General features: G+C 43.2%; 12 protein-coding genes and 1 pseudogene. 1 reads left to right on the forward strand and 12 read right to left on the reverse strand.

The features are described 5' to 3' along the window. Positions 1-75: 75 nt before the first annotated feature. From MKX80_RS19420 to MKX80_RS19475, 12 genes and pseudogenes are all read right to left on the reverse strand, one after another. Positions 76-1257: a glycosyltransferase family 1 protein gene (locus tag MKX80_RS19420; protein ID WP_268342828.1), complete on the reverse strand. Its 1182-nt coding sequence runs from the start codon at positions 1255-1257 to the stop codon at positions 76-78. A gap of 27 nt (positions 1258-1284) precedes the next feature. Next, the gene (locus MKX80_RS19425) at positions 1285-2043 is read right to left on the reverse strand and encodes a glycosyltransferase (protein WP_182069981.1); all 759 of its coding nucleotides are present in this window, start codon (positions 2041-2043) and stop codon (positions 1285-1287) included. A gap of 29 nt (positions 2044-2072) precedes the next feature. Further along, the gene (locus tag MKX80_RS19430) at positions 2073-2747 is read right to left on the reverse strand and encodes a hypothetical protein (protein ID WP_182069980.1); all 675 of its coding nucleotides are present in this window, start codon (positions 2745-2747) and stop codon (positions 2073-2075) included. A 41-nt stretch (positions 2748-2788) separates the two neighbouring features. Further along, complete coding sequence (locus MKX80_RS19435; RefSeq protein ID WP_182069979.1) at positions 2789-4243, reverse strand: O-antigen ligase family protein; 1455 nt, start codon at positions 4241-4243, stop codon at positions 2789-2791. A 63-nt stretch (positions 4244-4306) separates the two neighbouring features. After that, positions 4307-5236 carry an NAD-dependent epimerase/dehydratase family protein gene (locus tag MKX80_RS19440; protein WP_182069978.1) on the reverse strand — a complete coding sequence of 310 codons (930 nt, stop codon included), beginning with the start codon at positions 5234-5236 and terminating at the stop codon, positions 4307-4309. A 17-nt stretch (positions 5237-5253) separates the two neighbouring features. Beyond that, positions 5254-6585 carry a UDP-glucose/GDP-mannose dehydrogenase family protein gene (locus MKX80_RS19445; RefSeq protein ID WP_268342841.1) on the reverse strand — a complete coding sequence of 444 codons (1332 nt, stop codon included), beginning with the start codon at positions 6583-6585 and terminating at the stop codon, positions 5254-5256. A 182-nt stretch (positions 6586-6767) separates the two neighbouring features. After that, on the reverse strand, positions 6768-7949 hold the full coding sequence (locus MKX80_RS19450; RefSeq protein WP_182069977.1) for a glycosyltransferase family 4 protein: 1182 nt from the start codon (positions 7947-7949) through the stop codon (positions 6768-6770). A 22-nt stretch (positions 7950-7971) separates the two neighbouring features. Next, a complete protein-coding gene (locus MKX80_RS19455; RefSeq protein WP_268342827.1) occupies positions 7972-9411 on the reverse strand; it encodes an MOP flippase family protein in 1440 nt (479 codons plus the stop codon). A gap of 23 nt (positions 9412-9434) precedes the next feature. Next, a complete protein-coding gene (locus MKX80_RS19460; RefSeq protein WP_182069975.1) occupies positions 9435-10094 on the reverse strand; it encodes an exopolysaccharide biosynthesis polyprenyl glycosylphosphotransferase in 660 nt (219 codons plus the stop codon). Positions 10095-10358: 264 nt separating this feature from the next. Then, positions 10359-11846 carry a cell wall-binding repeat-containing protein gene (locus tag MKX80_RS19465; RefSeq protein WP_268342826.1) on the reverse strand — a complete coding sequence of 496 codons (1488 nt, stop codon included), beginning with the start codon at positions 11844-11846 and terminating at the stop codon, positions 10359-10361. 180 nt (positions 11847-12026) lie between these two features. Continuing rightward, positions 12027-12286 (reverse strand): annotated as a pseudogene (locus MKX80_RS19470) (SpoIID/LytB domain-containing protein); the annotation flags it as partial. 282 nt (positions 12287-12568) lie between these two features. Then, complete coding sequence (locus MKX80_RS19475; RefSeq protein ID WP_182069973.1) at positions 12569-12868, reverse strand: hypothetical protein; 300 nt, start codon at positions 12866-12868, stop codon at positions 12569-12571. 195 nt (positions 12869-13063) lie between these two features. Between MKX80_RS19475 and MKX80_RS19480 the strand changes: the two genes are divergently transcribed. Next, positions 13064-13990 (forward strand): LytR family transcriptional regulator, encoded by a 927-nt coding sequence (locus tag MKX80_RS19480; RefSeq protein WP_182071111.1) that lies wholly within the window; start codon positions 13064-13066, stop codon positions 13988-13990. Positions 13991-14006: the final 16 nt, after the last annotated feature.

Here is a 14006-nt window from a genome sequence, read left to right on the forward strand (position 1 = left end):
TTATACAATTTCATTATTTATTATAACAAGCTCCAGCCAAAAGAAACATCACGAATTAATATCCCCCGCCGCAAATTATGCATCTTTATTCAAGTTCAATTTATCAAGCATCGTTAAAAATAGATGATGCCAGTCTCTTTCACGTGCGATCTTTCTGCGCAGTTCCACATGGGAGACATCATCATGCGCAAGCTCCATCTCTTCACACAGCGCTGTAAATTCAGCGGGGTCGTTTCCTGTTAGATGACGGTAAACATGTTCCTGTTCAACCTTTTTCGTTGAAGGGAGGTTCATACCGGCGACAGGCTTTCCGGCAGCCAAAAATTCAAACAGCTTTAAAGGAAATACCGCATTATTATATGGCGACGGTTTATACGGCATGATACCGATATCGACTACATTCATATAAGCTGGTACTTCCGACGGCGCGGCGGGGCCCGTCCAAATGACATTATCCTCTTCAAGAAGCGCTTTAAAATCTTCGTCTCCGTTTGTCCCGTCAGGACCGACAAATAAAAATGTCCACTCTTTTTTGGTTTTGGCAGCTTCTTTGACGAGCTTAAAATCGAGCTTCGGCTTGATTCCGCCGATAAAGCCAAGGACAGTGCCTTCCCTTCCGTTCAATACATCCGCTTTTTGCTTATTTTCCGCAAACGAGCTGTACTCTACACCGTTTTCGATTGTAAAAACCGGCTTTGTCTCTCCTTGAAGCCGGTCAACTATGTTTTGGTTCAAATATTCGGAAGTGCAAAAAATCATATCGGCTGCATTGATGATTCTGCCTTCGGCTTTAGAAATGACCTTTTGCCTGAATCCTGAGACAAGGCTTTTTTTTCCGCTGATCGGTGCCGCCCACAGGTCACTGCAGTCATAGAAGACCTGATCCCATTGATAAAGCGATGACAGCTGCGGAAAACCGGGGAATGTGTACCATAAGCACACCTTTTCCCCCTGAACGTCTTCTTTCAGCCGGTCAAGCAGCGGCTTCAGCTTGCTTTGATAGAAAACATCCTTGTAGCGGGCAAACCTGAATATTTTCTTTTTCAAGAAATCTTTGACTGCAAATTGCTTGATTCCGTTGTCAAGCAATGTAAATGTCTCGCGGGAAGGATTTTCAGACGGACAGACCCAAATGACTTCCTTCGTCTCCTTGCGGCCGGCCAAAAACTCAGCAAGGCGGTGCCTTCTGTATCTTAGCTGATCCTGCCCCCATTCACCTGTTGCTACTATGACGTGTATGATTTGATCTGCTTTCACTTTCAATCACCTTTTCTGTCAATGCCGTTATAATCTTTTCTTTACTGCGTTCTTAGCGTAATGGAAAAAGCACCATGTCGCTTTCATCAAGTGAAGGCGTTCGATTTCCCTGTACACATACCAGGTTTTTCGCGCCGCCTTCCATTTGTTACTGGAGATCGATGTTTCAACGATGCGGTATTCGGCGAGTGGTTCGTTCAGTCCGTATGCCTTGAACCCCCGCTTTAATACGGACAGCCATGTCGCCAAATCCTGACGGGTTCTAATATTCGGCATCCGGATATCACCTGTTTGCTCTCTGTCAATCATCACCGTCAAACAGCCGATGATCGTATTTTTTAATACATCATCATATGTAAGGCTCACGGGTGCATGAATGGTTTTATGAAGCGGTTCGCCGTCTTGGCTGATCAGCTCGTATGCCGTAAATGTAAAAGCATGCTGATGCTTCCTCATGAAGGCAAGCTGCTTATCCAGCTTTTCTGCTTTCCACACATCATCGCTATCCAAAAAGGCGACATAGCGCCCTTCGGCTTTGCTGAGTGCCGCATTTCGCGCCGCTGCAGCGCCTTGATTTTCTTTCAGAAAAATGGCATGGATCCGCTCATCATCTTCTTCATAGCGCTTCAAAATGTCTCTTGTCCCATCTGTTGAGCAATCATCGGCAATGATCAATTCCCAGTCGGAAAACGTCTGATTTAAGACGGACTGAATGGTTTTTTCGATAAATTCCTCCGCGTTATAGGAAGGCGTAATGACAGAGATTAAAGGTTTTTGCCTCGTCATGGTCCTGATCCACATCCCCAATTAAAAATTTAACGTTCTCTGAAAACTTCCGGAACGACAATGATAAAAAATGACAGCGCCAAACCGATCAGTACGCCCAATACCGCTCTTTTTTTAGGCGACATGCCGGCAGCCTGGTTATCAAGCACGATCAAAGGCTCAATTTCTTCACCAGCCTTCATATCAAGCTTGCTTGTTTCAAGCTCATACAAAAACCGCTGTTTATCAACTTTGGAATCAGCGCTGACTGTTTCGCCCTCAAGCGCTTTAATATTCTTTTCGATGACTTCTTCCCTTTTTGAGAACAGCGCCTTATCGCCTTTCATATAGGCATCTTTGATTTTACCTAAAGTGTCCAATGTTTCCTGTTTGTCAGACCCTGTATAGCTTAAGTTAAAAAGTGAGTCCGTTCTGATGTCAATCGCCAGATCGTCTTTCAACTGCGCCAGATCCTCTTCCGGCATCTCCGGGAAAATGTCCTTTAAAAAAGCTTCGTTTTTCAACAGCAGCGGCACTTGCTTTGCATTGTTGTACTTCGCTTCTCCGTAGTTCCCGGTTGATATCGTTACAGTAGCCGTGTAATCAGACGGAGCAACGCTCCCCTTCGGCATAAAATAGCCGACAAGACCAAGAATAAGAGGAAGCGCAATAATCGCCACAATAAACTTTTTCACTCTACCAACAATACGTTTGATTAAATTCATCACATGAATTTCTCCCTGTTTTTAAATTCGATTTTCAAAAATCATCTATACTGTTCAGTGTCATCCGTTCCGCTGATTCTAAAGGTATTAACCGTCGCAATCACAAGCGCGAGAAACACCCAATGGAAATATAAATTCGAGACGGAACTCGGACTGATGCTTGACACAAGGAAGGCAACGAGAGCGGCTGTCAAACCTTCAATGAGAAGCTTTGGCCGCCTTCCAAGCGATCTTTTATAAAATCGGTAAAGCACGGTTATTAAATAAATGTACATCGTTAAATAACCGAGCATCATCACAACTCCAAAGTTCGTCATGATCTCAACGACCCAGTTATGAACCTCCACGACCTGGTCCGTATCGAATAATGCATGATGCTCCAAATAATAAGGCACATTGCCGGCGCCGACGCCAAATCCGTAAGTATCCAGCACATAATGCCCGGCGTTTTTCAACAAATTCGCCCTTGCAACATTGGATGGCAGCGGCTCGCTGAAATCGTGTGTGGTTTGCGGAGCCAAAAAGTATGTATAAAAAGCTCCGGTAATCTTTCCTGCAAACAGTGTGACAAAAGCGATACATCCTGCAGCTGCGGCGATGAGCGCCCATTTTTTAAGCACCTTTGGCAGCAAAATGAACGCATAAACGGCAAGTCCGGCTATGACTCCCAGAATGCTGGCTCTTGATCCAGTCAGGAAAATCAAGTAGGCCGAACAGAACGCAAGGATCAATCCCGCTATTTTTAAGTAGCTGTTTTTAATGTTTTTGAAAAAAGATAAATAAAAGAAAAAGCTAATGGACAGAAATGTCGCAAAGTCATTCTGATTGAAAAAAACGGATGTCGGATAGTGCTGTTTATAGTGCGGCCCGTTATAAAGGGTCGAGCTCGGCAGGTGGTTGAACGTAAAGTGGTTGTAAAACCCGATGACCATTAAAAATACGGTCATGACCAGCCATATGTAATAAAACGCAAGAATACGATCCATTTTTTGAAAAAACATGACAATCAGAAAAACAAAAAACATTCCCATTGCCAATAGGAACAGATATTTTATGCCATCAGTAGCAGACTTGACCCAAAGCAGCGAAATCATTCCATAGCAGAACCAAAACGCGAAAAACATCAGGATCCCTTTGACATGCACTTGCTTCCACTTTTCAAGGTGCTGGCTGCCTTTCAACATTTCCGCTATGAATAAGAATCCTGCCAGAATCAGAAGAATTCGATATGGAAACAGGCTGAAAAAGCCCAATTTAATCGCAAAAAAAGCATTGTTGGCAAAAGTTGCAGCGATGAGCAGATATAATACGGGCATCAGCAATTGCTCGGATGACAAATACTTCCGGAGCACAACGATCACAGCCAGCGCAATCAAAATTAGACACGCCAGCAGGATTTTTTTTGCATTGGATTGGGCCAATACAACGAATGCTAACCCTGCGGTCAATGCGGCGAGCCAAACCAGAACATTGACCGCGGAACGTTTGAGACTCATTTTTCCCCCTCCTTCCGCTTCTTTCTGGAAAAGGGCTGCCGACATCAGCCAGCAGCCAGTGATTTACGTATTCATTTCTTTTTTATAATATGAAATGGTCTTTTCCAGTCCTTCAGCGAGCAACATTTTTGGTTCCCAGTTTAAAATTTTCTTTGTTTCTTCATTACACAGTGTGCTGTGGCGGATATCCCCTGGTCTTTCATCTTGATAAATCGGAGACAGCGCCGAGTTCGTCGCTTTTTTCATCTCTGCAAACAGCTCATTTACTGTGATCGAAAAGCCGTTCGAAACGTTTAAACAAACGTTTGATTGAGCTTTGAGCGCCTTAACGTTGGCAGAAGCCACATCACCGACATAAATAAAATCGCGCGATTGTTCTCCGTCTCCAAAAATCACCGGAGCCTTGCCGCTTGTCAGCAAATCGGAGAAAATCGATACGACGCCGCCCTCTCCTTTTGCGTCCTGGCGCGGCCCGTATACATTGCTGTACCGCAAAATGCAATACTCGGTTCCATACAAATCATAGGCCAGCTTTAAGTAGTTCTCCACCGTAAGCTTCGTCAGCCCGTAGGGTGAGCCTGGATTTGTTTGATGACGGGTGTCGACAGGCAGATAATCCGGATTTCCATAAACAGCTGCTGATGATGCAAAAACGATCTTTTTCACGTTGCATTCACCCGCTGCCTTAATGATATGGAGCGATCCCCTGATATTGATGTTTTCATCATTTAAAAAATCGCTGACAGACTCCGCTACGCTTACTTGTGCAGCTAAATGAATAATATAATCGGGATCAATGCTTTTGATGACGTCGATGACTTCCGGCTTTGTTATATCCTGCTCATAAAAGTCAATCGGGAGACCGTCAATGTTGGAGCGGTGTCCCGTAGTTAAATTATCAAGAATTGAAACCTGGTAATTTTCTTTTAGAAGTTGTTCAGCAATATGCGAGCCGATAAATCCGCATCCGCCTGTCACTAGTACTTTTTCCATTGATAACACCCCGCGTTTTATACTTTTGTTAAGCTTTTCTCTCCCTGTACTCCAGGGCGGCCAATTGAATGATAAATAAATCCTTCTCTTCTCATATCTTCAAGTTTAAACAAGTTACGTCCATCAATTAGAACAGGACGGTTTAAATATGTTTTCAATTTCTTAAAATCCATTTGTTTAACCTGTGGCCAATCTGTCAAAATGAGACAAGCATCAGTATCTTTTACAGTATCATACAAATCGTTGCTGTATTTGGCCTGATCTCCCAATAAGCGTTCTGCCTCCGGAATTGCAATTGGATCGTATGCTTTAATATGAGCACCGAGGCTTCTCAGCATCGGAATGACATCCAGAGACGGCGCCGAGCGCATATCATTTGTATTTGGCTTGAATGCCAGCCCAAGAACCGAAATGGTCATGCCGTTTAAATCGCCGAACACATCAAGGAGCTTTTGCACAATGTGGGCGCGCTGCTTTTGATTCGTCTCAATGACGGCTTCAATCATTTTGAAAGGATAGCCGACTGATTTCGCGATTTGCAGTAAAGCCATTGTATCTTTAGGGAAGCAAGAGCCGCCGAAACCGATTCCGGCTTTTAAAAATTTATTGCCGATTCTGCTGTCCAGTCCAACACCTTCAGACACCTTTGATACATCAGCTCCGACCCTTTCGCAAATATTTGCGATATCATTAATGAACGAGATCTTTGTAGCTAAAAATGCATTTGCAGCGTATTTAATCATTTCTGCACTTTCAAGGTTAGAATTGACAATTTTCGTTTGAAAAGGCTTATGGAGCTCTTCAATAATCGCAGCAGCCTTTTCGCTTGTCGCACCGATGACGGCTCTTTCCATATTCATCGTATCGTAAATAGCTGTTCCTTCACGAAGAAACTCAGGATTTGAAACGACATCAAACGGATGTTTGCCATTGGTATGCTGCTCGATAATGGATTGGACAAGCTTTCCTGTCCCAACCGGAACAGTACTTTTGTTAACAATGACTTTATATCCGTTTAAATATTTTCCAATCGTTTCAGCAACTTCTTTTACGTATTTCAGGTCTGCCTCTCCGTTTTCTGACATCGGTGTCCCGACTGCTATATAGATAATTTCCGAATCTTTTATCGCCTTGGGAATGTCAGTTGAAAAGAACAAACGGTTATCACTCACATTTTTATCCACAAGCTCTTGCAGTCCGCGCTCATAAATTGGCATAATACCGGCAGAGAGACTCCTAATTTTTTCGGCATCTATATCACAACAGACAACCGAATTTCCAACCTCAGCAAAGCAAGTTCCAGATACCAGCCCAACATATCCTGTTCCAATAACAGCGATTCTTTTCAATATCATCATTCCCCTTCCTTAAGCTAACCCTTCAATCCAATAGCTTTATTAGGCGATGATTTTTATTTCTATCTTAATAAAAACCAGGCGTCTCTCTTCTTTTATATTTTTCATCATGGACGCAATGTTGCTGCTTTAAACAAAGCTTTTCTTAGATTTTATTCTAGATTTCTCGTACAGATTTAATTTTTTTCCCGACGCCATAAATTTTCATACTTCTCTTTTAATGCTTTAGCATTTTTACTTGCATCATAATCCTTGCACACGGTTTGATACAGCTCCTCAGCGATGTCTTCCCTCCATTCTCCCTCCTCCATATATACCTTAACTGCTTTTATTATATTGGAGACAGAGCGCGGTTTGATCAGCAGATGCTCGTACTTTCCAAATAAAGACGGAACCCCTCCGACCGCCGTACAAAGCACCGGAACCTTGAGGGCGAGCGCTTCAATGACAACCGTCGGCATCCCTTCAGAATACGAAGGGAGCACAAACAGATCTGATGCAGCCAGATATTCTGATATCTCATGGTTTGCGACTTGCCCCGTCAATATCGCTTTTTCGCCGGCGGTTTGACGGATGTGCTGCTTCTCCGGTCCGTCGCCGATGAATACAGCTCTGTAGCTGTCATCAAGCTGCCTGACTGCTTCTGCAAGCTCGGCAACTCCCTTTCCTTTCACCAAGCGGCCGACGAACGTCAGCAATTTTTTGTCTTTCGGCAAGCCGAATTTTTCCCTCAATTCAAGTGCTGAAGCGGAGGGTTTTTGAAACCGGTCCAGGTTGACGCCAATAGGAAGCACCGTGCTTTCAGCACCGGTCATTTCTTTTGTTTTGGCTTTCAGTGCATCACTGACAGCCAAAACTTTTGCTGCGGAGTGCACAGCTGTTTCAAATGCTCGAAAAGCGCCTTTGCTGTAATGGGGATAAATATTGACATCGCTTCCGTGCAAAGTCAGAACATAAGGAACCTTCAGCTTCTGTGAAACAACGGCAGTGGCACCCCCGGATGGCATCGCGAAATGGGCATGGATAAGATCCGGCGCAAGCCCGTGCTTCTCGATCGTTCTCAATACGGACTTGGCGATCCGGCGATGCGGTTGAGCCCATTTTAGCTGTCCAGGCAGAGCCGTATACGGCGGTCTGTAGACCGGGATGCCTTTTCTTTCTTCATATTCCGGGACTGTTCGTACTTGGCGGTATTTTTTTTTCAGCAGCCTGAGGGGAGCAGGGTTCACAGGCAATGGACATATGACCGTCACATCAACGCCCTGCATCTGTAGCGCCTGAGCCTGTGTTTCATGAAAAACGCCTTCTCCCGGTTTTTGACTGCTTGGATAAACGCTGGTAATCCAAAGAACCTTCAATGATGAAACGCCCTTTCTGCTGTCATCTTCCTAATTGGGCCCTCATAGCCCGCCGATAAAACTTGCTGACCAGAAAACTGTAAAAAATTCCGCTGATCCCGACGGAAACTGCCAGCTGAAGCATGGCGCCGTGAAGCAGATGTCTGCTGCCGACGCTCAAGACAAGAGCCAGCAATGCCATGAGCAGTGTCAAGGCCAGCGGTTTTCCAACGGTTTTGAAATATTCGCCCAGCTTCAGCTGGATGACATATTTGAGCAGCCATCTGCCGATAAAGAAATTGATCAGGCTGATCGCTGCATAGGTCCAGGCGGTAATCGTCAAATCATTCGTTAATACCGCCGCATAAAGAGACAGCCCATAAAGGAGCATGACTCCGCTGTCCCAATAAAATGCCAGGTCTGCTCTCCCCTTCGCCAGCAAAACCGATCCGTTCGGATTCATCAGAACCCTGAGCAGCCCGACAATCGCGAGGATGTTCAGAACCGGTACGGCCTGCAGCCATTTTTCTCCGAAGACGACTTCAACAAATAAATCTGAAACAGTCGTCAGTCCGATCAGAAGCGGAAATGAAATCAGCGCGAGAAGCTTTGTCATATTTAAAAAGCCTTCGCGCAACGTTTGGTTGTCCCCTTGATTCTTTGAGAAGACAGGAAACGCTACCCGCGTCACGATCGGATTGATTTTTAATACGGGAATCGTAATAATCTGATACGCCAGGTTATAGATTCCCAATGCTTCCGCACCGAGAAAACGCCCGATTAAAATCATATCGATATTGGCGCCAAGTCTGTTTACAAGCCTGGAAGCAAGCTGAAAAGCACCGAAAGAGAAAAATTCTTTCACTTCCCCTAATGCAAAAACGAAAGAAGGACGCCATTTTTTTAAATATACAACAAAAAACATGATGCCTTTAACCGAATTAAGAAAAACTTGTGACAAGGTATAGGCCACAATCGGATCCATCAGAAAAACCAAAACGAGCAGGAGCACAAATGACAAAACGGTGACTCCCGCTTCTATTTTGCTCAGCACATTAAACTTCAGATCTTTTTGCAGCATATATTGATACTGCTGGCCGACCGGGGCGATTAAAAACATGACAGCCAAAATCCGCACTAGGAAAACCAGTTCGTCCCGTTGATAAAAGTCTGCGATGAACGGACTCAGGAAAAAGAGGCCGATAAACAAAAGGATGCCCGTTAGGATATTCAGCCAATACAAGGTCGATAATTGGCGTTCACTGATGTTCTCCTTTTGAATTAAAGCGGCCCCGAATCCCATATCGAGTACAATTTGTGTAAAAATCGTTACGGTGGTCAGCATTCCGACCAAACCGAATTCGGCAATTGTCATGATATTGCCGAGCAGTGCAAACTGTATAATTTGAATGACCGTGACGATCAATGTTGAAACACTTGTCCATTTTGCACCGCTTAATATTTGTTTCGTAATGGTAGACATAGCATATTCCTAACTTCCTCGTATTATCTGGCTCCTTCGCCAGTCAATACTACTTTAATCGTTTTCAGCATAACCTTCAAATCGAGCAGAAACGTTAAATTCCGAATGTAATACAGATCGTGCACCAACTTTTCTTTCGGACTGATATCATAGCCTCCGTTCACCTGCGCAAGTCCCGTTAAACCCGGCTTAACGATTAAACGGTTTTTAAATCCCGGAATTTCGTGGTGAAACTGAGCGGTAAACATCGGTCTTTCAGGCCTCGGCCCCACAAGGCTCATATCTCCGGCCAGCACATTGATCAACTGCGGAAGTTCATCGATTCTTGTTCTTCTTATAAAAGACCCGACTGCAGTGATGCGCGGATCATCCTTCTGCGCCCATTTCGCACCGGATTTTTCGGCATCGATTCTCATAGAGCGCAATTTAATCAGCTTAAAGTGCTTCCCGTCTTTTCCAACGCGTTCTTGGCGGTAAAAAGGCGATCCAGGAGTCTCTATAGAAATCAAAATACAGAATAACAGAATCACCGGCAGTGTAATGGCGAGACCGATGAGTGATAGGACGATATCCATTGCCCGTTTTATATTCAAATACCGGACTGCTTTTTCAGATAGAGCACAAGAATAGATATGCTGGCTTGAGTATTCATTATACATTCTTAAGCTTTTGTCCATACTCACTGACATACACCTCACGATTGGTTTGGTTCTTCTTTGTGATCTCTGCGTCAGTGTAGCATATGAACGTAAACCCATTGTAAAGGGCTTGTTAAAGAGTATTAATTGTGTGATTTTTCGGTAAGTTTGTTTATTTTTCTTTAAACATTAATCACCCTCCGCTCCTTTTTGTTGAATTAATGGAATAATCATACTATATTTCAATTTATAAAAAAAGAAGCCGAAGTTCGGCTTCTTTTTTCACATAAAGGACTCGCAAGCCCCCTTTTATCTATAGTATGCTGAAACAGCATCATTGATTCCTTTTGCTGCTTTATCCTTTAGTGTAACGGTTTTTAATTTGCTTGCGTCAGACGAATTCGTGATAAAGGCGGTTTCTATTAAAACGCTCGGCATTTTCGAGTACTTAATCACATAGAACCCTGCTGTTTTCACGCCTCTGTCTCTTGTTCCGAATGCGCTGACGATCCTCGGCTGAACTAATTCAGCAAGCCGCTGGCTGTTGGCGCTTTGATAGGTTTTGTCATAATACGTTTCAGTGCCTTGTGATGAAGATGTATATGAATTGGCATGAATGCTGATGAACAGATCGGCATTCGCATTGGCACCTTTTTTCACCCGTTCTTCAAGCGAATAGAACGTATCGTTTGACCGTGACATTACCGGAATAGCGCCTGCACTGTTCAACTTGCTGTTCAGCCGTTTGGCGATATCCAGGTTGACGTCCTTTTCCTGCAGGCCGTTGCCGATTGCACCAGGATCCTGATCCCCGTGCCCCGGATCGATAAAGATCGTTTTACCGACAGCCGGATTTTTAAGTTGGTTCACAACCTTTGAGGTGACAGAAGAAGTTCCCCCAATAACAGAGAAGTTTTTGACATTTTTATTGCCGATAAAAGCTCTCGGCTCTTTTGATAAATTTTCCCCGTTTGTCAGGATGATCGCTTTATTTTGTTTCGCGGCAAGAACTGCTCCTGCAATAGAGTCAGCATAAGAATACCCATTGCTAACGTAAGTATTGCTTGTATTTAGAGTAAGCTTTTTTGCAATATTCACAGAAATGTCGTATCGGTTTACTCCTCCGATTCTGATCGGCGATGGGAGTCTTTTATATAATGTGCTGTTTATACTGCCATTTCCTCCGATAACATATGTCTGTTTAATCCCTTTGCTTTTGAGCGCATCAGCTGTATAACTATTAAGTGTACTGTTATTTGTAAACAAGATCGGATAGCCATTTTTAGCCGCATAAGGTATGATGGCTACCGGTTCAGCATGCAAAAAGCCATTTGCGACAATCGCTTTTGAAGTGCTTGGCATGGATTTTGCCACTTTTGCTGCCGTATCATACCGGTTTTTCCCAACAATTCTTTTGACGGTGATTCCAAGACTTTTAATTTGATTTTCTACTGTATTAGATACGGTAGATGTCCCACCAATGATATAAACGGTTTTTGTCTTTAATTCTTTTAAACGAGATTTTGTCTCGCTTGACAGATTATTTGCATTTGTCAATAAAAGCGGTGCATTTTTTTGATAGGCAAACGGCGCCGCAGAAATAGCATCCGCATAAGCTCCTCCGCCTACAATGACTGCAGTGCCGGCGGTTGACCAGCCTTTTTTTGACGCTTGCACCGCTGTATCGTATCGGTTTTTTCCTGCAATTCTGGTTGCTGTGTTGTCTGCAAGAGCAGAAGGTATAAAAAGGATAAGTCCTAAAAAACTAAATGTTAGGACCTTTAATAAAGATCGCAATATCTTCCCCTCCAAATATTTCAAATCATTCGGCAATAAAAAGGAAAACAAGAGACGAGGCTGCCTCCTGTTTCCGATTTGAATTTTAATTTAATAGATCGTTAAAGTCGTTCTCGGATAATAGAATTTTATAATAGAACTTATGAATTCCCCGATCCGGCTCTCGCTTTGCGGGTTCACTTTTTTGGCAATGAGATAAGGGACTTTAAAGCTCCACACCTCATCGCTCGCTTCAGTGTAACCCCCCATAGCTTGAAGAATATACCGCTATGATCAGGCTTCCACTATATTTCAGTACTTTCCTTTCGTTTAATTCACGACCTTACAAGAGTTTGAAGACAACTGTATCTGCCGTAAACTTGAAACACCGTTGTATTCACAACCGTTTTCCCAATTTTCCTGACCGAATATGTACGAGCCGCTACAGCCTGCGCTTTTAACAGCCAGCTAGTCCTCGAAAGGAATGTTGATATTGATTGGTTTGACGTATACCCAGACTCCACGGTATAAATTTTCTTGCCGCTGATATCATAATGTGTTGACAGCCCACTTTGTAATATCCATGCTAGGCTTATGACATAGTTGGTCAGCTTAACGGATATGGAATTCACAGCGAAAGAAACGGAAGGCGTGATCAACAACATCATGAAAAATGTCAACAGCATTACTTGCTTCGTTTTCTTCAAGACCCCAAAAAGTCTCTCTTCATTGACAAACTTAAATTATTTCTCGCTTTCGATTTTCTTTAATTCAAGTTGTCCTTTCTCGGTCTTTTTGTAAGTCACTTTTACTTTTTGTCCGTCTGTTAATTTGTCAATGTCACCTTCATAGTCACCGGCAATATTTAAGCTGACAGGCTCGTTGTTTATCTTCACCTCAATCGTATGAGTGTCTGCCTGTCCAACGAACGTACCGTCCTCCGTTTGAACCTGGTCGGTTTGCTCGCCTTGTTTTGCCTGTTCGGCAGTACCGCATCCGGCCAGAAGAAGCATAAAGAACATAAATGCCGCAAGTTTTTTCATTTTTCATCACCTCTTGTTTTTTATCGACAAACATTTATAATTTTATAGAAGGAAGCGCCTCTTTGTAACATTCTTAAGTGCTATTTAATTTACTTGTAATATTAAAACTAGAGATATGAAAAAAATTAGTTGTTTCTATTATTTTTAAAATTTATAATCAAATCAGATGATAAAAACTATAAAGTGAGGAAAATGATGAGAGCTGAAAAAAGAAAAAAGAAAAGAAAAGTCCTTTTCATTATTTTAACGATTATTGGCTTATTCGTTTTATGTACCGGCGGCTATGCCTACTACCTTTGGAATAAGGCAGCTTCAACCATCGCCAGCATTCATGAGGATATTGGAAAATCTGATAAACGGGACAAGCAGGTGGATGTTAACAGCAAAGAACCAATCGCAGTCTTAATCATGGGAGTTGATGAAAGGGAAGGCGATAAAGGACGGGCTGATTCACTCATCTACATGACGGTGAATCCAAAAACGAATACAACAGAAATGGTAAGCATACCGCGTGATACGTACACCGAAATCATCGGTAAAGGAAAGATGGACAAAATTAACCACTCCTACGCCTTCGGTGGTACCCAAATGACCGTTGATACGGTTGAAAACTTTTTGGACGTGCCTGTAGATTACTTTGTGAAAGTGAATATGGAAAGCTTCAGGAATATTGTTGATACGCTTGGTGGAATTACGGTGAACAGCACATTTGCTTTCAATTATGACGGGCATTCATTCAGCAAAGGCGAAATCACGTTGAACGGGGAAGAAGCGCTTGCTTACACCCGGATGAGAAAAAAGGATCCAAGAGGAGATTTCGGAAGGCAGGAACGTCAACGTCAAGTCATTGAAGGCATCATCAAAAAAGGGGCCAATATCTCTTCCGTAACGAAATTCAGCGATATGTTCCAGGTCATCGAAGACAACGTGAAAACAAACCTTACGTTTGACAATATGTGGGATATTCAGTCAAACTACAAATCAGCTCGAAACAATGTCGTGCAACATCAACTTAAAGGCCAGGGAACCAAAATTGACGGAATCTATTACTATAAGGTCGACGAAAGCGACCGTGAATCGATTTCAAAAGAATTAAAAGAAAGCCTTGCGCTTAAGAATTAACAAAACGAGCTCCGCA

The sequence above is a fragment of the Bacillus sp. FSL K6-0972 genome (genome assembly GCF_037976035.1).
Classification (GTDB): Bacteria; Bacillota; Bacilli; order Bacillales; family Bacillaceae; genus Bacillus; species Bacillus haynesii.